The organism is Enterococcus sp. NPDC086594 (genome assembly GCF_044746145.1).
Lineage (GTDB): Bacteria > Bacillota > Bacilli > Lactobacillales > Enterococcaceae > Enterococcus_D > Enterococcus_D entomosocium.
In genome coordinates this window covers 18,465-42,552 of record NZ_JBIVBP010000012.1, presented here as the reverse complement: position 1 = coordinate 42,552, position 24,088 = coordinate 18,465, and the positions used below count along the sequence as shown (strand labels likewise).

Annotated in this window: 25 protein-coding genes and 1 tRNA gene; 20 read left to right on the top strand and 6 right to left on the bottom strand. The window is 42.0% G+C overall.

The features are described 5' to 3' along the window. Positions 1-94: 94 nt before the first annotated feature. Positions 95-604 (top strand): HD domain-containing protein, encoded by a 510-nt coding sequence (locus ACIPK1_RS14320; protein ID WP_005236965.1) that lies wholly within the window; start codon positions 95-97, stop codon positions 602-604. Positions 605-652: 48 nt separating this feature from the next. Here ACIPK1_RS14320 and ACIPK1_RS14315 read toward each other — a convergent pair whose 3' ends face one another. After that, positions 653-1,852, bottom strand: coding sequence for a YdcF family protein (locus tag ACIPK1_RS14315; RefSeq protein ID WP_008381122.1), 1,200 nt, complete (start codon positions 1,850-1,852; stop codon positions 653-655). A 124-nt stretch (positions 1,853-1,976) separates the two neighbouring features. Between ACIPK1_RS14315 and ACIPK1_RS14310 the strand changes: the two genes are divergently transcribed. Continuing rightward, the gene (locus ACIPK1_RS14310; RefSeq protein ID WP_008381124.1) at positions 1,977-2,489 is read left to right on the top strand and encodes a GyrI-like domain-containing protein; all 513 of its coding nucleotides are present in this window, start codon (positions 1,977-1,979) and stop codon (positions 2,487-2,489) included. A gap of 57 nt (positions 2,490-2,546) precedes the next feature. On the opposite strand, the gene ACIPK1_RS14305 is transcribed toward ACIPK1_RS14310, so the two are convergent. From ACIPK1_RS14305 to ACIPK1_RS14295, 3 genes are all read right to left on the bottom strand, one after another. Continuing rightward, positions 2,547-3,881 carry a serine hydrolase gene (locus ACIPK1_RS14305; RefSeq protein WP_144330403.1) on the bottom strand — a complete coding sequence of 445 codons (1,335 nt, stop codon included), beginning with the start codon at positions 3,879-3,881 and terminating at the stop codon, positions 2,547-2,549. 241 nt (positions 3,882-4,122) lie between these two features. Next, the gene (locus tag ACIPK1_RS14300) at positions 4,123-4,287 is read right to left on the bottom strand and encodes a hypothetical protein (RefSeq protein ID WP_008381128.1); all 165 of its coding nucleotides are present in this window, start codon (positions 4,285-4,287) and stop codon (positions 4,123-4,125) included. Positions 4,288-4,501: 214 nt separating this feature from the next. Further along, positions 4,502-4,846, bottom strand: a complete 345-nt coding sequence (locus tag ACIPK1_RS14295; RefSeq protein WP_008381130.1) for a DUF4828 domain-containing protein — start codon at positions 4,844-4,846, stop codon at positions 4,502-4,504. Positions 4,847-5,028: 182 nt separating this feature from the next. On the opposite strand from ACIPK1_RS14295, the gene sfsA reads away from it, so the two are divergent. From sfsA to eis, 11 genes are all read left to right on the top strand, one after another. Continuing rightward, on the top strand, positions 5,029-5,754 hold the full coding sequence (gene sfsA / locus ACIPK1_RS14290; RefSeq protein WP_016613175.1) for a DNA/RNA nuclease SfsA: 726 nt from the start codon (positions 5,029-5,031) through the stop codon (positions 5,752-5,754). Positions 5,755-5,772: 18 nt separating this feature from the next. Then, positions 5,773-6,774 (top strand): Gfo/Idh/MocA family protein, encoded by a 1,002-nt coding sequence (locus ACIPK1_RS14285; protein WP_008381134.1) that lies wholly within the window; start codon positions 5,773-5,775, stop codon positions 6,772-6,774. A gap of 14 nt (positions 6,775-6,788) precedes the next feature. After that, complete coding sequence (locus tag ACIPK1_RS14280; RefSeq protein WP_008381137.1) at positions 6,789-8,063, top strand: DEAD/DEAH box helicase; 1,275 nt, start codon at positions 6,789-6,791, stop codon at positions 8,061-8,063. A 66-nt stretch (positions 8,064-8,129) separates the two neighbouring features. Then, positions 8,130-10,844: a sigma 54-interacting transcriptional regulator gene (locus ACIPK1_RS14275; RefSeq protein WP_301389321.1), complete on the top strand. Its 2,715-nt coding sequence runs from the start codon at positions 8,130-8,132 to the stop codon at positions 10,842-10,844. Between the two features lie 134 nt (positions 10,845-10,978). Further along, a complete protein-coding gene (locus ACIPK1_RS14270) occupies positions 10,979-11,296 on the top strand; it encodes a PTS sugar transporter subunit IIB (RefSeq protein WP_005229471.1) in 318 nt (105 codons plus the stop codon). A 38-nt stretch (positions 11,297-11,334) separates the two neighbouring features. After that, positions 11,335-11,652 (top strand): PTS lactose/cellobiose transporter subunit IIA, encoded by a 318-nt coding sequence (locus ACIPK1_RS14265; RefSeq protein ID WP_005236949.1) that lies wholly within the window; start codon positions 11,335-11,337, stop codon positions 11,650-11,652. A gap of 81 nt (positions 11,653-11,733) precedes the next feature. Beyond that, on the top strand, positions 11,734-13,131 hold the full coding sequence (locus ACIPK1_RS14260; RefSeq protein ID WP_005236948.1) for a PTS sugar transporter subunit IIC: 1,398 nt from the start codon (positions 11,734-11,736) through the stop codon (positions 13,129-13,131). Between the two features lie 59 nt (positions 13,132-13,190). Further along, positions 13,191-13,412, top strand: coding sequence for a hypothetical protein (locus ACIPK1_RS14255; protein WP_005236947.1), 222 nt, complete (start codon positions 13,191-13,193; stop codon positions 13,410-13,412). A gap of 12 nt (positions 13,413-13,424) precedes the next feature. Continuing rightward, positions 13,425-13,619, top strand: a complete 195-nt coding sequence (locus ACIPK1_RS14250) for a hypothetical protein (RefSeq protein ID WP_005236946.1) — start codon at positions 13,425-13,427, stop codon at positions 13,617-13,619. Further along, complete coding sequence (locus tag ACIPK1_RS14245) at positions 13,606-14,019, top strand: DUF3284 domain-containing protein (protein WP_008381141.1); 414 nt, start codon at positions 13,606-13,608, stop codon at positions 14,017-14,019. Before ACIPK1_RS14250 ends, ACIPK1_RS14245 begins: the two co-directional genes overlap by 14 nt. Before the next feature lie 60 nt (positions 14,020-14,079). Then, the gene (gene eis / locus ACIPK1_RS14240; RefSeq protein WP_400451214.1) at positions 14,080-15,261 is read left to right on the top strand and encodes an enhanced intracellular survival protein Eis; all 1,182 of its coding nucleotides are present in this window, start codon (positions 14,080-14,082) and stop codon (positions 15,259-15,261) included. Between the two features lie 76 nt (positions 15,262-15,337). Here the strand turns inward: eis and ACIPK1_RS14235 are convergent. Then, a tRNA-Arg gene (locus tag ACIPK1_RS14235) sits at positions 15,338-15,409 on the bottom strand. Positions 15,410-15,478: 69 nt separating this feature from the next. Between ACIPK1_RS14235 and ACIPK1_RS14230 the strand changes: the two genes are divergently transcribed. From ACIPK1_RS14230 to ACIPK1_RS14210, 5 genes are all read left to right on the top strand, one after another. After that, on the top strand, positions 15,479-16,411 hold the full coding sequence (locus ACIPK1_RS14230; RefSeq protein ID WP_086299619.1) for a PEP phosphonomutase: 933 nt from the start codon (positions 15,479-15,481) through the stop codon (positions 16,409-16,411). A gap of 96 nt (positions 16,412-16,507) precedes the next feature. Further along, entirely contained in the window at positions 16,508-17,227 is a 720-nt protein-coding gene (locus tag ACIPK1_RS14225; RefSeq protein WP_400451212.1) for a ThuA domain-containing protein, read from the top strand. Between the two features lie 83 nt (positions 17,228-17,310). Further along, complete coding sequence (locus ACIPK1_RS14220) at positions 17,311-18,435, top strand: hypothetical protein (RefSeq protein WP_005236938.1); 1,125 nt, start codon at positions 17,311-17,313, stop codon at positions 18,433-18,435. A 278-nt stretch (positions 18,436-18,713) separates the two neighbouring features. After that, the gene (locus ACIPK1_RS14215; protein WP_003126918.1) at positions 18,714-18,914 is read left to right on the top strand and encodes a cold-shock protein; all 201 of its coding nucleotides are present in this window, start codon (positions 18,714-18,716) and stop codon (positions 18,912-18,914) included. A gap of 106 nt (positions 18,915-19,020) precedes the next feature. Then, positions 19,021-19,653 carry a YfbR-like 5'-deoxynucleotidase gene (locus tag ACIPK1_RS14210; protein ID WP_008381147.1) on the top strand — a complete coding sequence of 211 codons (633 nt, stop codon included), beginning with the start codon at positions 19,021-19,023 and terminating at the stop codon, positions 19,651-19,653. Between the two features lie 98 nt (positions 19,654-19,751). On the opposite strand, the gene ACIPK1_RS14205 is transcribed toward ACIPK1_RS14210, so the two are convergent. Next, on the bottom strand, positions 19,752-20,522 hold the full coding sequence (locus ACIPK1_RS14205) for an SDR family oxidoreductase (protein WP_400451210.1): 771 nt from the start codon (positions 20,520-20,522) through the stop codon (positions 19,752-19,754). 212 nt (positions 20,523-20,734) lie between these two features. On the opposite strand from ACIPK1_RS14205, the gene ACIPK1_RS14200 reads away from it, so the two are divergent. Both ACIPK1_RS14200 and ACIPK1_RS14195 read left to right on the top strand, forming a co-directional pair. Continuing rightward, positions 20,735-23,491 (top strand): helicase C-terminal domain-containing protein, encoded by a 2,757-nt coding sequence (locus tag ACIPK1_RS14200; protein ID WP_400451208.1) that lies wholly within the window; start codon positions 20,735-20,737, stop codon positions 23,489-23,491. 48 nt (positions 23,492-23,539) lie between these two features. After that, entirely contained in the window at positions 23,540-24,040 is a 501-nt protein-coding gene (locus ACIPK1_RS14195; protein WP_005236934.1) for a DUF5590 domain-containing protein, read from the top strand. Positions 24,041-24,088 lie beyond the last annotated feature (48 nt).

Genomic DNA, 24,088 nt, shown 5'->3' with positions numbered 1-24,088 from the left:
CTATTGCACCTCACCTAGAATCTTCGATGAATAGGTGCTATACTTTGTCTTGTAACAATCAAGCAGATCAAAAAAAGGTGGCAGACAAAAATTTATGACAGAAAAATGGCAAGAAGATAGCGAATATATGTCTTACGTGGCTGACCTGTTAGAAACAGAAGCTGTAAAAAAATTAGCCAACTTTGTGCAGCATATGAACTCCACACGTTTGGAACATTCGATCAGCGTCTCTTATTATAGTTACAAATTGGCCAAGAAATGGGGCGGCGATGCTCGTGCAACAGCTCGTGCAGGACTCCTTCATGATTTATTCTACTATGACTGGCGTACCACAAAGTTTGATGAAGGTACCCATGCGTATATGCATCCACGAATTGCAGTAAAAAATGCTGAAAAAATCACTGAACTAAGTGATCTAGAAAAAGATATCATCTTGAAACATATGTGGGGAGCAACGATTGCGCCGCCACGTTATAAAGAAAGCTATATTGTCACAATGGTTGACAAATATTGTGCGATCAAAGAAGCATCAGAACCACTTACAGAAAGTATGAAAGAAAAATGGCAACAACGTTTCTGGAAGAAACATCGTACGATTCAATAAGAAAAAAGTTCTTCGAACCAGCCGGTTCAAAGAACTTTTTTTGTTTGCTTAGCCAAAAATAAGTTGGAGGATCGCTGCGCCTACATAAAGGATCAGTAAGGTGATCAATACCATTAAGTGTCGTCTTTTGTGCATAAAAAGGATCGCTACGAATTCTCGTAAGAAGGCATTTGGTAAATAGTAAAAGGCGGTGGGTGCTCCGATACCATCCGCTTTAAGTTGTGCTTGATCTGCATAGAGACCGGCACGAAAAATATGGTAATTGTTGGAGGAAAAAATAACTTTGTAGCCATTTGGCTTTAAGGAATCCATGATTTCTTTCGAAAACTTCATGTTTTCATAAGTAGTCGTGGAATTTGTTTCTACTAAAATCTCTCCTTCGGGCACTCCTTGCGCAACTGCATATTCTTTCATCGCGACAGCTTCTGGCAGCTTTTCATCGCTTCCTTGGCCGCCTGACATCAGTAACCGAGGAGCGGTTTTTTTCGCTTTAAATTGCGCTTCGTAGAACGAGATTGCTTTATTGATACGCTTGGCCAATAAAGGGGAGACCGTGGTGCCATTCAAAAGACCTGCTCCTAAGACGATGATAAAATCTTGATTGTAACGAGGATGATTGAACTGATAAATGACTGAAATCGATAAAAAGTTCAAAAAGACCACAAATAGATACATCAGACTTAGGGGAACAACGCCGAATAAGGTTCGGATCCAATCCGGGAAAAAGTGCAAAAGGGTATCTGAAAATAATAAAACGGTCAAAACCACTGCTAAGATCAGGGTCAATAGATTGGCGATTGATCGCGACTCTCTTCGTAAAACAATAATGGAATTCCAGTAAAGAAAGACCACGAGAATGGCTAAGCCGAATAATAATACAGCAAAGAAGATCGCTAGCAAAACAGCCAATAGACCACCTACAAGAATATCTTGTGTTCGGTATAGATTAATGACTAGGTAGCCACCAAATGCTAAGACAAACAAATTAAAGAGCAAGCCATTTACGAGTCGGTGCTTGTTGCGCCGATAAGAAAATAAAAAAAGGCCGGCGAAGGCGACTGGTATTAGAATAAAGAAACTGCCTGTCCGTAATTCTGAGACGGCTAAATAAATCAGCAGGGCTAAAATCGTCCAACAGCACTCAAAAAAGAAAATATCTGGCTCATCTTTACTCTTGCGCCACTTTTGAACGACGATCACACCCGTCAAATAGCTGATGGCAAAAATCAGCAATTGCGTAAAATCCATGTTTTTCACTCCTTTAACGATACACCTAGTATACCGAAAAATGACAAAAATTGCTTGTTGCTAAGGTCAAAGTTGCTGAATTTCTTGCAATTCGCTAAAATGAAGAAAAGAAGGAGGAAGGAACATGCAATTAGGTGAAGTGATTCGCGTTGAACGGCCCGCTTTTTATGTGATCGGAAAAGAAGGCAAGGGATTAGCGGAAGAAGGAGCTTCTTGGGTACCAGCGCTATGGGAACTTGCAACAAAGGATTTTGAAGAGATCGAATTTCTAGTGAGCGATCAAAAGGCAGAAGAACTGGAATTTTGGGGCTTAATGAGTGATGGCACCAATTGGTTAGAGCCTTGGCAAGAAACCGGCCGTTATTTGGCAGGCGTTCAAGTCCATACAGAAAATTTTCCTCCCGTCGGTTGGGTCCGTTGGGAAATGCCCGCAATGACCTATCTCGTTGTAAAAACGGATGAAAAAAACTTGACCATGATGACTGAAAAAATGTTGATGGAAGTTTTACCAGAAAATAATGTCCACTTGTCAGCAGCGATCCAAGAAAGATATCTTCCTCATTTTAAAGAAGGGGAAGTTGAATTGTTTTTCCCTGTTGAGCCTTTGGCAGCAGCAACGGTGGAAACGGTAGAATAAAAAAAATCTGTCCGAGAAGCAATCTTTGCTCAGGACAGATTTTTTCTTTGGTTTGGATTAAAAAAGATTCTCGAAAAAGGTAGACACACCGCGCCAAGCACGAACAAAGATGTTGGCTTTTTCTACCGTTTGTGTTGTGACCAATCCTGCAGTTTCGTCATGATCAGAAGCATCAATATAACCAAGCGTATCAGCTGGAATCGAAGCACTTACAGTACCGACTTCTGTGCCCTCAGTCAATGGCGCTTGCAGGGCAGAATCACGATAATGCTCATTAAAGTCAATGGTTGTTTCAAAGGCTGTTGCATCCATATCTCCACGTACCCATAAGGTCAAACCTTGATTTAAGGCAACGGGAACACTCAATTCTTTCCCATCTTTGACTGCCACCGTCTGTGTATCTTCTAACTGTGCATTTTCTGGTAGAATTTCTACTTGTTCCCAAGCATCGAAGGAGTAGTCCATCAACCGACCTGTTTCGATAAAACGTACGCTTGGATTTTCCGCATGACCATTAACGTTTAGCACGACGGTGATAATTCGTTGACCATCCTTGACGGCGGTTCCGACAAAGCAGGCGCCTGCCATATCTGTCGTACCAGTCTTAAGACCGTCAACACCATCTTTAGTATTCGTAAAACCTGGAAGCATCCAGTTCCAATTGACCATCTCGACAGGCGAATAGGAACCTTCGCCAAATTGTTTGGTGGAAAGACTTGTTACTTCTAAAACGTCTGGAAAGTCTTGCAGCAAATGGCGAGCAATCAGGGCGACATCTTTTGCGGATAGTTCGTTTTCGTCAGTGGAAGTTGACCCGGGATAGATATTGTCCCCTAAATAAGTATTGTTCAAGCCAGAAGCATTAACGATCTTTGCATCGGTAATGCCCCATGATTGCACTTTTTCTTGCATTTGATCAACAAAGGCACTTTCAGACCCAGCAATCAGCTCCGCGAGCGCTACGATTGCAGCATTTGCAGATTGGATATAACTGGCATCATACAAATCTTTTACTGTATAGGTAACGTCTTGATGCAAAGGGACATTCGATAAGTTTGGCGACACGCTGAGATTCGCGGCATAATCTGAAATAGGGACAGGATCATCCCAAGCGATGGTTCCTTGCTCTACTTGCTCAGCTACAAGGTAGAGACTGATGATCTTGGTGATGGAGGCGATGCCCATGGCGGTCTCACCATCTTGATCATACAACACTTTGCCTGTGTCAAAATCAATGGAGTAAGCGGCTTTTGCATCGACTGAAAAATCTTGGATCTCTTCGGCGCTCATAGCTGTATCATCAGCATACGAAACGACGGATAAGCCGGCAGCAGCAAAGAGGATTGCCAAAGCAGCAACGATGGAATACCCGAACTTGGTTATTTTCTGCATATATGTAGTAGCTCCTTTAAAGTTGTATCTAAGCAAAAATTTTAACAAAGAGTATCCACCGTTGCAATACTCTAAGAGAAAACTTAGCATTTAATTGCGTAAGACCGATCCCTCAGTAGACAAACTGAGACGTTACGTGACTAAGGTTGTTTACTGTAAATAATAGCTAACAAAAAAACTTACCTTCCTATAAAATAGAAGGCAAGTTTTTGTGAATTGACATAGGGTCAAACTGATTCACTTAGCGACGATTGGAATGGATTCTCGGGTTTTGGTTTTGGACTCTGACGGGAACTTTCACCGCCTTCGTTTCTTGTTGCATAGCCAATTTTGCTAAAAAGAATGTCCCAGCTAACAATGCAGCTAAAGCAAAGATGGAAAAGAGTGAAATAAAGGTCGTTAACATAAAAATCCCTTCTTTCTATTTAAAATAAATGTGGAAGGTAGGAATCGAACCTACACCTTAATCTATGAACGATCAAACATCACTCAACGGAACACCTTGTTCAACCACTTGTTAAGTTAATGATAGCATGGATTGCCAAGAAATGCTGATAAAAAGTCTGAGAATTGACCGAAGAAAATGTGAAGAAAACATGAACTTGGCTTTCTCAGCGATTTTAGATGATTTTTGTCAAAGAATAGTGGCAATCTTCTGCTTCATCATATAAAGTAATGACGGAGCCTTTTTGTTCAAGAACTAAATGATAGCCAAATGTGTCCAGTAAAACTAACCGCATCGGAGTCAATTCAACGATGGAAGCAGTCAAAGGCTTGCCTTCGATGGTCAATGAATAATCATTGGCTATTTCTATCGTGACATCTTCTTTTGTCTTGGAAGTAAAACGCCAATTACCAATGAAATTCTGGCGATTCTCATTTTTTTGTTTTTCTTTTCGCAACAGCAAGGAGCTGACCACGCCCGTTGCAAGAGATAAACCAATCAAAATAGACCTTTTCTTCATTTATACACGTCCTATCATTTACGATTCATCAAGTTGTGCCTTGTGGACAGGTGTCCACTTTTTCGCACTAGAAAATAATTGCCATAAGTATACCATGAGAAGGTAAAAAAGCATGGTACTTTAGTTTGAAGTTTAGAAGTTTTTATCAAAATATGCTATGATTCAAAAGAGCAGGTGAGAAAATGAATTATCCGAATACCCTTTTAGCCACGTTTCTCGTGCGAGACAACCGGTTCATTGCCCGATGTCTCGTTGACGGTCAAGAAGTAATCGTCCATGTAAAAAATACCGGACGAGGAAAAGAGCTCTTGCACAAAGGTGCGCTTGTTACCCTGCAATATTGGGACAATCCGAAACGCAAAACCAATTACGACTTGATCTCAGTCAAGAAACAAGACCAATGGATCAACATCGATAGTCAAGTACCGAATCGTTTAGGCTATGAAGGCCTCTTGGATGGCACGATCCAGTTGCCAAATATCAAAGGGAGAATCGCGCTTTTGCGAAGGGAAGTTGTCTATGGGACATCAAAATTCGACCTTTATTTTGAAACAGATGAACAAGAAAAAGGCTTTTTAGAAATCAAGGGAATGACCCTTGAAAACAAGCAAGTCGGTGCTTTTCCAGATGCACCAACCATTCGTGGCTTGAAACACGTCAATGAATTGATCCATGCCAAAGAAGCTGGCTATTATGCGGCGGTTTTGTTTATGATCCAATTTGAAGCGGTGCAAATCGCCACGATCCATCGACAGATGCAACCGGATCTGGCCACTAAAATCGCTGAAGCGCAAAGCAAGGGTGTCGAAGTGTTTGCCTATAATTGCCAAGTAAACCAAGGGATGATCACGGTCAAAGAACCAATCCCTTTTGATTTGAATGTCGTCTTTGACGACCCTAATCTATAGAAGAAAGAAGGAAAAAACATGATTCATTTAGGGATTATCGGCACAAATTGGATCACCGATCAATTTGTACAAGCAGCCCACGAAACCAAACGCTATCAATTGGTTGCCGTATACTCAAGAAAGTTAGCAACGGCACAACGTTTTGGAGAAAAATATGGGGACATCGAGTATGCGACCGATCTGGACACTTTTTTTGGCTTAGCTCATATGGACACGGTCTACATCGCGTCTCCGAATAGTTTGCACTTTGAACAAGCCAAGCAAGGTATTTTAGCAGGAAAAAATGTCATTGTGGAGAAGCCAGCCTTTTCAACGCCTGAGGAAATGGCGGAGATCATCGAATTGGCAAATCAGCAACAGGTATTATTCTTTGAAGCAGCTCGCAACATCCATGAAGCAAGTTTTTCTACTGTAGCCGAATTCTTACCGACACGCGGTGCCATTCTTGGGGCGAACTTTTCTTATATGAAATATTCGTCTCGTTATGACGCTGTACTAGCTGGGGAGGAACCAAATATTTTTTCTCCACATTTTTCTGGCGGTGCCTTAGCAGATTTGGGCGTCTATCCGATTTATGCGGCGGTCGCTTGGTTTGGCAAACCGCAAGATGTTCATTATTTTGCCCGTAAATTACCGACTGGTGTAGATGGTATCGGGACTGCAGTGTTGCGCTATGCTGACTTTGATGTCACAATCCAAACAGGAAAAATCGCTGATTCAGAGTTGCGTTCAGAAATCTATTTTGAAGACGGTACATTAGACCTAAATGCCGTCAATGCCATCGAAGAAGCCGCATTTTATGAGCGAAAAACAAAACAAACCCAGGCATTAGCAGTAAGTGCTTTAGAAAACCCGATGATCGAAGAAGCACAAGACTTTGCAGACATCATCGAAAACAAAAATGATCCCCAACAAGGACAGCGGTATGAGGAATGGGTGGAACTTGCTCGCAGTGTCAATGAAACCATCGCTCTTATGCGTAAACAAGCAGGCATCATTTTTGATGCAGATAAAAAATAAGGAATGGAACATTTATGACAGTATTTGAATTGACACAATTGCCAGACATCTGGCAGGAAAAATGGCAGGCGGCAGGGTATCACGCACCGTCCTTGATCCAAGAGAAAACCTTTGGCCCTTTAAAAGATGGTGAGTCTGTCATTGGAGTCTCACCGACCGGTTCTGGTAAAACTTTGGCGTACCTCTTGCCACTGTTAACAAAAGTCGAGGCAAAGCAAGGTAATCAGTTGCTGATTTTGACTTCTTCACAAGAATTAGCGATGCAAGTCACAGAAGTGGCCCGGGAATGGGCCCAAGCCATTGGTTTGACCGTTCTGCCGCTAATTGGTGGCGCAAGTACAAAACGCCAAGTGGAAAAACTGAAAGACAAGCCCGAGGTCTTGATTGGCACCCCAGGCCGAGTGTTAGAATTGATCAAAGCAAAAAAAATCAAGACCCAGCAGTTGCAATCGTTGGTATTAGATGAGGTTGACCAATTATTGAAAGAAGGGGCCTTCACACTGGCTGCCAAGATCAATCAAACATTGCCAAAACAAATCCAGCGTAGTTTCTTTTCAGCAACCGCTAACGAAGTGATTGATGAGATTCGACCATTGGTGACAAAAGAGCCGCTGATCATTGATGTTACCCAAGAAGATCAGAGCAAAGGCGTGATCCATCACTACTATTTGAATTATCCGCAACGACGAATCGTGGATGCTTTAAGGCGCTTTGCTCATTTACCAAGCTTTCAAGCCTTGGTTTTCTTCAATGAATTAAGCGCAATGGGAAATGCAGAAGAAAAACTGCTGTTTCACGGCTTGCCGGTGGCATCATTAGCATCTGACCAAAACAAACTTGCCCGAAAAGGCGCACTGGAGAGCTTCCGTCAAGGAAAACTAGTAGAATTATTGACGACCGATGTCGCCTCTCGCGGCTTAGATGTGGTGGATTTGCCTTATGTCATCAATACGGAAGTCCCGTTAGAAAAAGAATCCTATCTGCACCGGGCAGGACGTGTTGGACGAATGGGCAAAGAAGGAACCGTCGTCACGATCGTTCAAGACCATTCGTTGAAGGATTTGAAAAAAATCGCGAATCAATTGTCCATAGAACTCAAGGAAGTCTATCTGCATGGGGGACAATTACACACAGAAGCACCTGTTATCGAAAAGGAAAGCAAGAAAGAAACGAAAATAGTAAGTGTGCAGAAAATTTCCAAGAAAACATCTGAAAAATTACACACTCCTGTTAAAAAGACCAAGAAAAAGACGAAAAAGCAAAAAGACAAAGGAAAAAGACGCCATTGAGCGTCTTTTTGTGTTACCATTAACGTTGTTTATTATTAGTGTGTAAAAAAATGAGGAGGCTATCGAATGAATTCGCGAAAAGAAGAGATTTTTCAAACGATCGAACTGCATAAGCAAGGGTTGACCGCAGTTGACGTCGCTAAAATCTTACAAATCGATCGCAGCAATGCAAGCCGTTATCTCAGTGAGCTTTATAAAGAAAAGAAAATCGGCAAACGTTCCGGCCGTCCGGTCGTTTATGAGCCATTAGAAGAAACGGTGCATGTGGATGTTTCCTCTGAAGTGAGTTTTGAAAGTCTTGTTGGGGTTCAAGCTTCTTTAAAAGTAAGTATCCAGCAAGCCAAAGCAGCAATTTTATATCCGCCTAGAGGACTCCATACCATTATTTTTGGAGAGACAGGTACCGGTAAATCCTTATTTGCCGAATGTATGTATCACTTTGCGGTTGAATCAAATATGTTAGAAAAAGATGCTCCTTTCGTATCGTTTAATTGTGCGGATTATGCACAAAATCCGCAGTTGTTGTTTGGTCACATCTTTGGCATCAAAAAAGGGGCCTACACAGGTGCTGCAGAAGATAGTCCAGGACTTATGGCAAAAGCCGATGGCGGCATATTGTTCTTGGATGAGATCCATCGACTGCCGCCAGAAGGCCAAGAAATGCTCTTTACCTTCATTGACAAAGGGATCTACCGCCCATTAGGGGAAAGCAACCAAGTTCATGAAGCCGCCGTGCAGATCATTGGTGCCACCACTGAATCATCAGAAACCTTTTTGACGACCTTCAATCGGCGAATTCCCATGGCTATTACTTTGCCAAATGTGGAAAGTCGTTCGCTAGATGAACGGTATGAAATCATTTCCTTGTTTATCAAGCAAGAGGCGACCCGTCTAAATCAGCGGATCGATGTCGAGCGAGATGCGATATTGGCCTTTATGCTCTATGATGCAGAAGGCAACATCGGTCAAATCAAGCGAGACCTGAAACTCGTCTGTGCGAAGGCATTCTTACATTATCGGACCTATGGGAAAAAACACCTCCTGATTCGAAAAGGCGATTGCTCACTGCAAGTTCAAAAAGGGCTGTTGAAGATCAAAGAAATGTCAGAACGCTTGGATCGGTTTTTAGATGGCAAAGGCGACTTTCTGAGTTTCGAACCCGGCGACCCAGATGTTGTCTGGTCTCGTGATCCGCAACGGAATATGCAGGTGTACAATGAGATCGAAGAAAAAGTCAGCACACTGATTGAAACCGGTGTAGCCAATGTTGATTTAGAAAACTTGATCTCTAAGGATGTGGATGCCTACTTTGAAAAATATGTCGAAGAATTGATCCAAAACCCTGTTCATAAAGAGTTGATTCCAGAAGACATTTGGAAACTGACCAATGTTCTTTATGACTTGGCAGGTCAGAGGTTAGATCGAACTTATAGTGAAAAAGCCCGTTTTGCCTTTGCGTTGCATTTGCAAAGTACGCTGGAACGTGTTAAAGAGGGACATATGATCGTTCATCCGGATTTGAACACGATTAGAAAAAACTTAAAATCCGAATTTCAAGTGGCAATGGATTTATCGACGATCATTGAAGAGGAACGTCATGTCGAGATCCCATTTGATGAAATCGGCTTTATCAGTATGTTTTTAGCGATTCAAGTCAAACAGCCTTCGCCATTGCCCCTTGAAAAAATCGAGATCATTGTCTTGATGCATGGCAAGGCAACTGCCAGCAGTATGTTGGAGACAGCCCAAGAGCTGCTGGAGACCGACCATGGCAAGGCAATGAATATGTCTTTGGATATGGAAGTCGGGCAAATGTATGACCAGCTGTTGAATTATATCGATGAAAACAAAGAGAAGATGAGCAATGGCTTATTGCTTTTAACCGATATGGGCTCCCTCAATTCATTTGCGAATTTGATTTCCGAAGAGACGGGGATTCGTACGAAAGCTATTTCGATGGTCAGCACGATGATTGTTTTAGAAGCTTTGCGGATGGCAGAGAGTGGGCGCAGTTTAGAAGATATCTACCAAAACATTCAGCGTTCTTTTGAAACCATCGTACAAGAACAGTTCCGTACGGTTCGTGAAGCAAAAGGAAATAAAAAGGCAGTCATCGTTACTTGCTTTACTGGGGAAGGTGTCGCTGCCAAACTTTATCAACGAATTTATCCCGTCGTCGATCAATCAAAAGTCGAGATCATCCAAATGCAATTTATTGAAAAAGAAACCTTCAAAAAACATATTGACGGCTTGCTAGAAGAATATGAGATCAAAGCTATTGCCGGCACCGTCGAGATCGATTATCAAAACATTCCGTTTTTCTCCGCCTATGATGTTTTTGATGACAATCGCTTGAATGTGCTAAAACGAATCGCTTCAGATGAAGTGCCGATCGAAAAGATCGTGCGTTCATTGGAAAATACGATAACTCATGTTGGGTCCGTCTATCATCTGATCGAAAGCCTGCAACGAATCGTTCATCAGATTCAAAATCAATTGCATGTGATTGTAGAACCAACCGTCGATGCAGGATTAGTCATTCATTTAGCCTTTTTGGTAGAAAGTTTATTGAAGAAGGAGCCTTCCCGTACTTTCGTCAACTTAGCTACTTTTCAAAAACGGTACCGAATTGAAATGGATGTTTTACGAACCCATTTATTACAAATTGAAAAAAATTATCAAATCAAATTTTCTGAAGATGAGATCGCCTATTTAACCCAAATGTTTTTAGAAAACAAAATCAAAAATTATGATGAATCCGCACACAATTTTAGTGTGTAATGAAAAAACTGCGAGTGTGTAAACGAGAAATTGGTTCAGACCATTGATAAATAAAGGTCTGAACTTATTTTTTTTTGGCACGCTTTTTGCTTTATAGTAAAGTGTAACTTACAACAGAAAGGAGCAGATGCGCGATGGCGAAAAAAACGATTATGCTGGTTTGTTCAGCAGGAATGAGTACCAGTCTATTGGTGACAAAAATGCAAAAAGCAGCCGAAGCTAAAGGAATGGAAGCAGATATCTTTGCTGTTTCAGCTTCAGAAGCCGACCAACATTTGGAGTCAAAACCAGTCGATGTTCTATTGTTAGGACCACAAGTACGTTTCATGAAATCACAATTTGAACAAAAATTAGCACCAAAAGGCATTCCTTTGGACGTGATCAACATGGCAGACTATGGCATGATGAACGGCGAAAAAGTATTGCAACAAGCAGAAACATTAATGAACTAAGATTTTTTAGGATCGAAGTGTAAGGAGGATTTTTAAAGATGGATGAGCAAAATTTGGAAGCCATTATGGGATTGATCATGTATGGTGGTAATGCAAAAAGTGACGCAATGGAAGCAATCGCGGCAGCAAAAGAAGGGAACTTCGAATTAGCTGACCAAAAAATCAAAGATGCTGAAGCATCTCTTGTGGAAGCGCATCATTCGCAAACAGGATTGTTGACACAAGAAGCGCAAGGCAATCATATGACCGTGACATTGTTGACCGTGCATTCACAAGATCACCTAATGACGTCAATCGCATTTACCGATTTAGCGAAAGAAATCATTGATGTCTATCGACGTCTAAATAACGAATAATCTTTGAACGGATAGAAGTAGTTATTGTCGATGATTCAAAAAATCTTCTTTGACGAATAGAACTTATAGGAGGAATTAAGAATGGATGGATTAACAAGTTGGATGGAGAGACACATTCTCCCGGTTGCAGCTAAGATTGGTGCGCAAAAGCATTTGGTTGCCTTGCGGGATGCTTTTATCGGAATGATGCCAGCAACGATGGCTGGGGCAATTGCAGTTTTATTGAACGCCTTCATGCGTGATTTTCCAAACACTTATCTTGGTGCGGACAATGCAATCACGAAATTTTTCACGCCAGTGATCGCAGTCAATGGTTTAGTTTGGACAGGTACCTTAGCAATTATGGCGGTTATCTTCTCAGCTTCATTCGGTTATAATTTAGCGAAGGCTTACAATGTTGATGCACTATCAGGTGCGTTGGTCTCTTTAGCAGCATTTATTATGGGTATTCCACAATCTGCTTCTCTTTCTTTAGCGTTAGAAGAAGCACTACCAGCAAACGTGGTAGACATGATCAACAGTACAAGTGCTACATCAGGATTTGCAGCAGATGGTTCAACGATCAGCGCTGCAGGCTGGGGCTACTTCCCATTTAGCGCCTATATGGGTGGCTCTGGATTGTTCACGGCAATCATCTTTGGTTTCGTTTCAGTTATTATCTTTGCAAAATTGATGCAAAAAAATATTATTATCAAAATGCCAGATTCAGTGCCACCAGCAGTTTCCCGTGCCTTTGCAGCGATTATCCCTGGGATTGCCGGACTATATGCTTCAGGTTTGATTTACTATCTATTTGAACGCTTTGTCGGTATGCCGATAATTGACTGGATCTCCGAATCGATCCAAAAACCATTATTGGGTCTCTCTCAAGGGTACTTTGCCGTATTTATCATTGTTTTACTTGTCCATGTCTTGTGGTTCTTTGGATTACATGGAACAAATATCATGGGACCTGTTCTACAATCGATCTACGGTGTGGCAATGGTTGAAAATACTAATGCTTATCAATTAGGGGAAGCTGTTCCTTATAAATGGGTAGCAGGTTCATTCGAAGCATTTGTTTGGCCTGGTGGAGCAGGTGTGACTTTAATGCTCTTGATCGCAATCTTGCTATTCTCTAAACGTGCCGACTATAAGACAGTTGGTAAACTAGGGATTGGACCTGGGTTGTTCAATATCAATGAACCAGTAATGTTTGGTCTACCAATCGTGTTAAACCCATTGTTTATCATTCCATTTATTGTTGCACCGTTAGTTACAGCAACGATTGCTTACTTTGCAACAACTTTAGGGTTAGTTGCACCAGTTGTGGTAAATGTGATTTGGGTAATGCCAACGATCCTAAGCGGCTTCTTAGCTACCGGTGGAGACTGGCGTGCGATCATCTTGACAATTATTAATTTGGCTGTAGCTTTATTGATCTGGGCACCATTTATTATTGCTGCCAACAAAATCAATCCAGCAGACCAAGAGAACTAATCAAATAAACTAGATGGGTGGCTTCACCCATCTAGCTATCTTTTTTAGGAGGAGAAAAAATGATTATTGTAAATTCCGCGATGCAACAAGACAACATCAAAGCATTACTTGAGTCTCTGACAGAAGGTGAGATCAAGTATACCTTTAAAGAAAAAAAAGGGATTCAGTTGATTTTTGAAACAACGGCAGAAGACAAAGAAAAAGCAGCGAAACTTGCCAAAGACGCAATCAAAAATACTGATTGGGGTCGAGTACTATACTTTAACGTCGTTAGTCAATAGTGAGGTGATATCATGTTTAAAAATGGATTGTTTTTTATAAGCATCGGTAGTATGTTATTTATATACAGCGCTAACGCGCAGTCAGGTGAATACCACTGGGTGAATCTCATCACGTCAGTCATTCTAATGGCTATTGGAGGAATCATGGCTTCAATTGGACACAAACGCAACAAGAAAGACAAGGAGGCGCAAGATGGAAATCACTAAAAAAATGAATGTACCCGCTGACTTTTTATATAAGACGATCATCGATTCCGTGTTACATGATATTAAACAAGCGACAGATCAAACACTTACTGAAGAGCAATTAGAAGGATACAGCTATCTTAAACAGTTTTATAAAGATAGTAATGCCACCATAACAATCGAAACGGTCAAGAAGAATCAAGCCTATGCGTTCCAAACGGCGACGAAAAAAAATACCTTCCGTGTACACTATCAGATCGAAACGATAGACGAGTCGCACTGCAACTTGCATTATGAAGAAAAAATGACTTCTGAAGGCATGATTCAGCAATTAAATGACATGCTCTTAGGTACGATTCTAGGATATTTCAAACGCAAGCAATTTAAAAAAATGTTGAGTATGATGGAAGAAGCATATTAAGGGGTCGACTGACGCCTTTTTTGCGTTTCTTGTGTGTTTTCAAGTAGAGGAGATGAAGGAATGACAGATGTCAAAAAAATGACCGAATTTGGTTCGCAAGAAGTACTGGACTTGGTTTCTTATGCCTTTCAGTGGGAATTGAATGAAACAAATATCAAGCGCTATCGCAAGCTTGCGGAAAATTCTTGGAATTATGGTTCCTACGATGGGGATGGAAAATTGGCGAGCCAAATCATGGCAACGATTTTTGATGTGAACTTTCATGGAACGAGTTATCCGATGGCAGGGATCGGTTTTGTGGCTTCGTATCCAGAATATCGCAGCCAAGGTCGGATCGATCGGATCATGAAACAAATCATTAAGGACTGCTATGAACAAAAAATCGTTCTTTCCTATCTGGCACCTTTCTCCTTTGCTTTTTATCGTAGATATGGGTATGAGTATACTTTTGAACGGACGGTTTATGAAGTCGATGCGCATCAATGGCCCGATGGCAAGAAAGTGAATGGAACGATTCAACGCATGAATTGGGAGGAAGCACAGCCGATCATTCACGAGATTTATCATCAATTGCCGCGCCATCAAAAGGGCGGACTGATTCGCCAACCCTGGTGGGAAGAAATCAAGTTTGTTTTGCGCCGACCGTATACGTTTGCGATTTATCGCAATGAAGCAGGGGTCCCTGAAGGCTACTTGATTTACTTTATCGAGGGAGGACGTTTCGATATTCAAGAGTGGGGCTATTTGACTGCGAATGCTTACCAAGGATTTAATCGGTTTATCGTCTCCCATGCAGATTCAGTAGCACAGATTAACTATCGACCAGGGTTTGATGGGGAAGTCCTACAAGCAAACGCGGCCAAACCATTGTCTCACTACCAAGTGCGCCCGGACATGATGGCGCGAGTCATTGATGTGGAAGGGTTTCTAAAAAGTTATCCATTTACGATGAAAAAAGCTGGTCGTTTTGCCATAGAAATTCAAGGGGATGAATATTCCCTATGGAATAATGGGTGTTATGAAGTGACAATCGAAAACGCTCAGCATCAGGTCACGAAAACGACGGCCACCAAGCTGCCAAAAGCAACCTTGTCGATTCAGCGTTTTGTGCAGCTGTTCTTGCAGGCACAATCCCTCGATTCTCTGGTCTTTTTCCAGCAAATGGAAACGGACCAGGAAGCTGCAGTGTTGATTCAGGAAAACTTGCCAACAGGAAAACCACTATTGGAAGACTATTTCTAAGCCAATCGACACAGACGCATTCACTTTCTAACAAAAAAAGATTCCTTAAAAATAAGGAATCTTTTTCTTCAAAAAACGTTCCCTGCCGGAATCGAACCAGCAACTAATCCTTAGGAGGGACTTGTTATATCCATTTAACTAAGGGAACACAATAGCTATATTTTACCTGTTATTCGTGTTTCTCGCAAGATGAGAAGGAAAAGAAAGGAAGAAAAACATGGTCAAACGATTGATAAGTGCAAACTATAGTGAAATCAAAGAAATGTCGGCGCAAGAATTGAAACAATCCATTAAAGCGAGCGAAGGACGAGTAATCGTCTGTGAAACGGTGGTTCAAACCATGCCGCAAGCTGGCGATATCACCAACGCAGAAGTCGCGGCAGCTTTTGGGGCTGACTTAATTTTGTTGAATGGGTTTGATTGTTATCGCCCAGCTATTTTTGGAATGCCAGATGTCACCGTGGATCAGCTACTGGATTCTACACAGCCGATTGAAAATCCGATTCCCCAATTAAAGCAACTGATTGGACGACCTGTCGGTATCAATCTTGAGCCGATCCCCGATACAACGGAAATGATGAGTGAAAAGATCAGCATCAGTCAAGGCCGAACAAGTTCGGTTGACACCATCAAAAAAGCCCAAGAACTCGGGGTGGACTTTCTCTGCTTTACAGGCAATCCTGGAACAGGTGTGACCAACCGAGAAATCGCTAAAGCAGTAAAATTGGCAAAAGAACATTTCTCTGGGTTGATCATCGCTGGAAAAATGCACAGTGCCGGCTCAGATGAGCCTGTGGTTGATCGAGAAGCCATCATTTCTTACGCTGAAGCTGGGGCAGATATTTTGTTACTGCCTTCCGTTGGCTCGATTCAAGGCTTTCTAGAAAAGGATCTGATTGAAGCTGTTCAAATTGCCAAACAATATGACTTATTGACGATGTCAGCGATCGGAACGAGTCAAGAAAGCGCACGTCCAGAAACGTTGCGGCAATTAGCCATTATCAACAAAACCTGTGGGGTCGATCTGCAGCATATCGGTGATGCCGGCTATGGCGGCATGGCACCGACCGAAAATATTTTCGAAACATCGGTTGCAATTAGAGGCATGCGCCATACGATCAATCGTGTCGGGCGTTCAATTAATCGTTAAATCAGAAAAAATTACTAGCGAAGGAAAACGAAGAATCGTTCTGCTTCGCTTTTTGCGTTTTTTTCGCTAAGTTAGAAAGAAAGGAGGAAACACAAAATGAAACAAGCATTGATCATTTACGGAGGATGGGAAGGACACGCCCCAAAAGAAACCAGTCAGTTTTACCAAACGTTGCTGGAGTCAGAAGGATATCAGGTGACACTCGCCTCAGATTTTGAACCTCTCTATCATAAAGAAGAATTAAAAAGGCTGGATCTGTTGATCATGAATTGGACGCGTGGAGAATTACCTGATGAGCCGCTGCAAAATGTCACTCAGGCTGTAGCAGAAGGATTAGGATTAGCAGGAGTTCATGGCGGCTTTGCTTCGGCTTTTCAAGCCAGTAAAGGCTGGTTGTTTCTGACTGGCGGCTGTTTTTTGGCACATCCTGGCGGCTTGGAAACGACCTATAGCATCGATCTTACGACAAATCACTATATTACGGCAAATACGCAATCGATCCCTCAGTTGACAACGGAGCAATACTATTGTCTGGTTGATCCAGCCGTCACTGTGTTAGCTACCTCAACATTTGCCGCTAAAGATCATCCGAATGCAGCTAACCAAGAAGTCATACTGCCAATGATGTGGATCAAAAAATGGGGCAAGGGCCGAGTCTTTTTCCAATCTGTTGGACACAGTCTAAAAGAGCTGAAAGAGCCGACCATTCAGACTTGGACCAAGCGAGGCTTTCTATGGGCCACCAGAAACACATTGACAGATCCGTTGAAGAATAGTCGGTATAGTGAGTCATCAGAAAGACGAATGAGGAAATAAAATCGTGCAATCGTTTTACTTTATGGAAGAAAATAAGCATGGTACACTTTATTTGTATTTGATTAAGCAGGAGGTAATGTGGAATGGGAAAATTTGGAAAAAGTTTTTTATCGCAGGTAATATCTGACGGAATCAAAGGACCATTTGTCACGATCATGCTCAATACGCATGTCGGCCACCAGAATGTCGAAAAGGATCAAATCAAATTTAAGAACTTTGCCAAAGATGCGAAGCGCCGCTTTGAAAAGAAATACCCAGAACATTCTTGGGATCTTTTTCAAACGAAAATTGATGAACTGCTTGCAGATCAATCATTTTGGCGCAACAGTACAACAAGTGTGGCGGTGATTATCACCCCAGAAGAGGTACTGGTCCATCGGTTAAGTATTCGTGTGGATGATCAATATTACGTAGGGGAAACCCCTTATGTATTAGCTGTCATCAAAAATGCACAATTTAATTACCCATTTTATCTCTTAGCGTTGAATCGCGATTCAATGCAAGTCTATCAAGTTGAAAACAATCAAGTGCGTGAAGTCGAGTTGCCAGAAGAGGCACCGACGACGATTGAAAAAGCGCTGGGGGAAGAAGTCACTGGTGGTGGTAACTTTAATTACAGTGCTCAAGGTGGCCCTAACTCAGGGGGAGAAGGCGTTGCTTATCACGGCTTTAGTGCCAAAGATGAAGAAGTCGAGATCGATCACGTCAACTACTACCAAGCAGTTGATGCATTTTTCAAGAATGATTTTTCAAATGAAGAGCATTTACCAATGTATCTGTTTGCATTACCAGAAAATCAAACGCTGTTTAAAAAAGTGGCAAAAACGAACTTTTTCAAAGCAGAACCAAGTATTTCCTCTTCCCCAGCATCGTTATCCTTGAAAGAGATCCAAACGTGTACGCATAAGTTGATTGCAGAGTTGACACAAAAAGAAGTTGGGGAATACGGTAAGCTGTTGGATCGAAAATTTATTGACCAATTGGTTGATATCGTGCCTGCAGCCAAAGAAGGCCGGATCGCCTATCTGTTTGTGGCTACCTCAAATCTCGCCGATGGTTTTGGAGAAGATCCTGATACAGAGTACGATCGGCGGCAAGTGTTAAATACACTGGCAATCGATGTTTTAGAGAACGGCGGTGAGGTATCTATCTTGGAACAAAAAGATGCCCCTGGAGAAAAAAGTTTGACGGCGATTTTGCGCTACTAAACGCAGTTGCGTCGTTAGCCAATAAATCGTTTCCAAAAAAGAGAAGACTGTTGCAGATCTTTAATGCAGCAGTCTTTTTGCGAATTATAAAAAAATAAAGGCGTTTTCATTTTTTTTGATTTTCTATTAGTCATAATGAAGATAATGTGCTATAATACAAAGTGTAGTTTTTGTTACGGTAAATTATGGTAGCTTGTTTCATCTTAAACATCTTCCACATTTTCACCTTATACAAGTAATTGCAAAATATGTGTATAAACACAAGGAGGATTTTTATTATGGAAACAGGTACAGTGAAATGGTTTAACTCAGACAAAGGTTTTGGATTCATCACTGCAGAAAACGGTAACGATGTATTCGTTCATTTCTCAGCTATCCAAGGCGAAGGCTTCAAAACTTTAGAAGAAGGTCAAGCAGTGACTTTCGATATCGAAGACGGACAACGTGGCCCTCAAGCGACTAACGTTAACAAAGCATAATTAGTGAATGCCTTTTAAGAGCAGCTTAGCTGCTCTTTTTTTGTGCGCGAGATAGTTGCTTGCAGACAAAGGAGTTGTTATACTCTTAAAAAAAGGAGGCACATTTATGGGGTTGAATGAATTTATTCTCGGATTGGCTAATTTAGAGAAGATCCAACGAGCGCCGGGTTTTTTTAAGTTTACTGAGCACAGTGTCGCTGCTCATTCATTTCGAGTAACGATGATTGCCCAGACCTTAGCTGATATCGAAGAAAAGGCGGGGAATCAAGTCAATTGGCAAATTCTCTACGAAAAAGCCTTGAATCATGATTACACCGAACGTTTCATCGGTGATATCAAAACGCCGGTCAAATATGCGAACAAAGAATTGCGGGCAATGTTATCAACCGTTGAAGAAAAAATGACCGATGCCTTCATCGAAGAAGAAATTCCAGGAAGCTTTCAAGCAACGTATCGCAGACGCTTAGCGGATGGCAAAGACAACAGCCTTGAAGGGCAGCTATTAGCAATTGCGGATAAGATCGATCTTTTGTACGAATCTTTTGAAGAGATCTCAAAAAGCAACCCAGATAAAGTATACAAAGAAATGTTTCGAGAGGCCGTTTTAACCGTCAAAGAGTTTCAGCATCGTCCGTGTGTCACTTATTTCTTTGAAGCCATTTTTCCAGAGTTACTAAATGCAGATTTTTATGGCAAAACTGCTTTTCTAGAAGAAATCGCGGCTTTGGTGGAAAAATAACCAAAACGAAAAAACGAAAAATCAAGAAATGATTCATCTCAAGGGCTTCAATGAAACAAGTGAGGGGATCAGGTTTGATTTTTCGTTTTTTTGTTGGATTAAAGTAAAGATTCCGCTCCATCAATATAGACTTCCGTTCCAGAAATATTGCCGGCAGCCTCTGAAGATAGAAAAAGTACAAGGTTGGCGACTTGTTCTGGCACGCCTGTTTCTTGCTTTAATGGTCGAGAACGTTCTGGATATTTGACGGGGATCTCAACGCGAGCAACCTCTTCTTCAATTTCTGTGCTGGCATCGATATTCGTCGCGATCGCCCCAGGGCAGATGGCATTGACCCGAATATTATAACCAGAAAGTTCCAGCGCAGCCATTTTTGTAAAGGCGACTTGACCTGCCTTAGACGTACTGTAAGCAGTCGCACCAAAATTGCTGAAGATGCGGTTTCCATTGACTGAACTCGTAATGACAATGCTGCCGCCGTTTGCTTTCATAAATGGGATCGCAGCTTTGACGGTAATAAAGGTACTGCGTAAATTTGTGTTGATTGTCTGGTCCCATTCCGCCACCGTCAATTCTTCGATCGGTGTCCAAGTACCGTTGATGCCGGCATTGACGTGAAGTACATCGAGACCACCTAGTTCTTCCACAAGACCACTCATCGCTTCTTGCAGCTTCTCTGCTTCAGTGACGTCAACGGCACGATAGTGGGTTTGTGCGTCATAGTCAGCAAGAAACTCCTGCAGCTCTTTCTCATTGCGATCAATCAACCCAACAAGAGCACCATGGGCTAGAAATTGTTCTGCCACTGCTTTTCCAATTCCTGAAGCAGCCCCCGTTACAATCACTCGTTTGTTTTTGAAATCATTCATTTTTTTCGCCTCCTTATAGTAAATTATAAAAAAGATCCCTTTTTTTGTCGAAAAAAGCGATCAGCGACCAGCAACAAACTCTTTCATATGGGACACGCGAACGGTTATCTTTCTAGTTTTACCTCCTGAGAACCCTTGTATCTAGTGGGAAAACAGATGTAATCGCCATTGATTTTGTAGTATAATGCAGACAGTGTGCAAGGAGGAATACAATGAAACCCATATACGCTGTGGTGGATCTTGAAACAACAGGAACCGATTCGACGGTTGATCGAATTATTCAATTTGGCTGTGTCCTAGTCCAAGATGGCAAGATCATCAATCGTTTTGCCGCAGATATCAACCCTGACCGCAGAATTTCTAAGCAAATTCAACGATTGACACACATCACAAACCAACAAGTAAGCAAAGCGCCATATTTCGAAGACGTAGCTGATACGATCTATAACTTACTCAGCAACACGATTTTTGTGGCGCATAATATTTATTTTGATTATCATTTTTTAAGCAATGAATTTGTGCGTTGCGGGCTGCCACCTTTATCACTTCCCGGAATCGATACGGTGGAATTGGCACAAGTGTTTTTACCAACAGAAAGCAGCTTTCGTTTAGGTGACCTAGCAGACAGCATTGGCTTTCGTCATGATAACCCGCATCAAGCAGATAGTGATGCAGAAGTGACCGCAGCTTTATTTTTGTATATCGAAGCGATCATGCGAGAACTGCCACGGACGACCCTTAAACAAATTGCGCTTTTAAGCGGTCAAATGGGTATGCAAACGAGTGACTATATCCATGGGATCTTAAAAGAAAAAGGCCCAGAGTTGGCAGAAGATTTAGAAGTGATCGACGGTATCGTCTTGCGGAAAAAGACCGTCCCGCTTTTTGAATCTACGCATTTTCAAGAAACGTATCCGAAAGTTAAAACGGAAAAAGAACAGCGCTTTGGCCAGCACTTAGTCTATCGGAAACAACAAGCACGCTTGATGAATGCGGTGTATACGCATTACACCCAACCAGAGAAAAATTTGATTATTGAAGCAGAAACGGGGATGGGAAAAACCATCGGTTACTTGTTTCCAGCCGCTTATTTAGCGACGCCAGAAAATCCATTGATCGTTAGCACCTCATCGATTCTTTTACAAAATCAGATCATTAGCAAAGACATTCCATTGGTGAACCAAGTACTGCAGCAGCCTTTGCAAGCGGTCTTGGTCAAAAGCCATCGTCATTACATTGATTTGCAGCGTTTTAAAGCGACCCTTGATCAACCGATAGAGCAAAAGCAATATGCGCAATACCAAATGGGGATCTTAGTTTGGCTGACTAAAACAGAAACGGGGGATTTCGATGAATTGAACTTGGTTCGACTTGATCATCCTTTATTTACCGACATCCGCCATCGCGGCGTTGCTTTTTTAGCCAAAGATCAACCCTTCTATGAACAAGATTTTGTTCGACATTTATATAAGCGGATGGCGCAAAGCAATGTTTTGATCGTCAACCATGCCTTTTTGATGCAGGAAAACCGGCGAGCGCAGCCACTGTTGCCAACGAGTGATTACTTATTGATTGATGAAGCCCAACAGTTGCCGCAGCAAGCAGAAGGCTTTAGTCAACATGTCTTTGACTCTGCTCACTTCAAGCGGCAGTTTTTACAGCTAAATGAAGAAGGCCTATTTGAAGAAATTGCCCAAATCATTACCGAGGATGACTTTCTGCAACGGATGTTCTCGTTGTATCGAAACGCGTTGTCGATCTTGGTCGAAACACAAGAACAGTATTTTCGCAGTTTGTCGATCGATGCGCCAGAGCTACAAGTCGTGCACCATGACGACCTCTATGATGGCACGTTAGAACAAGACAAGCTGCATCAGAAATTGAGCCTTTACTATCAAGAAATCAATGAGATCCAACAACAGTTGCGTCAGCGATTCGAGTTGACCAATGATCGGTGGTATGCAAGACAACGAATCGTGATTGCTCGTTTGTTTGATTTCTTTGGTCAAATGGAAACCCAGGAACAAACGGTGACCGCATGGTTGACTTGGTGGCATCCTCGTTACGTTCATTGGTTGAAAAAGCATCCCCAGTCAGGAAATGCTGTGATTGAATTAGCTGATCTAGAAGGGCATTCGATCGTGGAAAGCACGTGGTATCAACGCTATCAGCACATCATTTATCTTGGGGGGACATTGAAGATCCCAGGAAAAAAAGAATATTTTGCCCATCAGATCGGCTTGACCGATGTGCCAGTCAAAACGATCCCCGCTTTTTATGACTACAGCAAACAAACTCGACTCTATGTAGTTAAAAAAGGACTCTCGATCCAACAAGCATCAGCTGCTGAATACGCGGATTATTTAGTCGAAGCGTTAGTCCCAATTTTGTTTGACAATCCGCAACCAGCGCTTGTGTTGTTTACGGCGCACGAAACTTTGAAAAATGTCTATGATCGATTGAATAAAAAAGCCCTGCATTATGGCAGAGAAATCGTTGCTCAAGGAACTGGCGGAACCCGTGAGAAAATCTTAAAGAAATTTTTATTAGCGGAAAATGGCATCTTATTAGGGACTAGCAGTTTTTGGGAAGGGGTCGACCTACCAGGTCAGGCCTTGAAGATCGCTGTGGTGACTCGCTTACCTTTTGAGAATCCTAAGCAACCAATGGTCCAAGCACGGCATGCCTTCTTGGAAGCAGAAGGCATCGATTCTTTCAAAGAAGATGCCTTACCTAAAGCGATTCTACGGCTACGCCAAGCGTTGGGGCGCTTGATCCGTTCTGAAGAGGATACAGGCGTGATGGTCGTCCTTGATCGACGCTTGTTATCAACGAAGTATGGCAAACGGATGGTCAAAGGTCTACCTAAAAACTTACCTCTGATTGAAGCTAGTCCAACCGAAATTGCCGAAGATATTCAACATTTTTTTGCGCAAGAGGAAAAAGCGGCGGTTGATTTTGAAAAATGAGTCGAACATCTGATATAATGAGTTTTATTTAAGATTGGAGTACGAAGTGTGAAAACAAAAGACAAAGAACATCGGCGAGTGATTATTTTGCTGAGTGCGATCACGGTTTTACTGGTCGTTATTCTCTTCGCTTCTATTTTCTATCTCCGTTCTTCTCGTCCAATGCGGCAAGCAAGAAACGAAGCGATCGAAATAGCAGAAAGATACACCGATTTAGCAGAGGTCGAACAATTTTATTGGTTCACCCGTGAGGAAACATCTTTTAGCATTGTTGGAAAAGATACGAATAACAATGAGATCGTCGTGATCATTCCTAAAAGCGGCGAAAAGGTTTCCGTTTTTAATCAAGGGGATGGATTGACGGAAGCACAGGCCAAGGCCTTCGTTCGCGACAACCATCAAGGGCAGGAAATCCAAAAAGCAGCATTGGGTATTTTTAAAGGCGAGCCCGCTTGGGAAGTCATGACTAAAGACGACCAAGGCCGCTTGAACTATTATTTGATTGGTTTCAAAGATGGAGAAGAAATCAAAGCGGTCACTGAACTATAAAAAGGCGCTTTTGATAGACAGAAATTTGGATCGTAGGAAGGATGATAA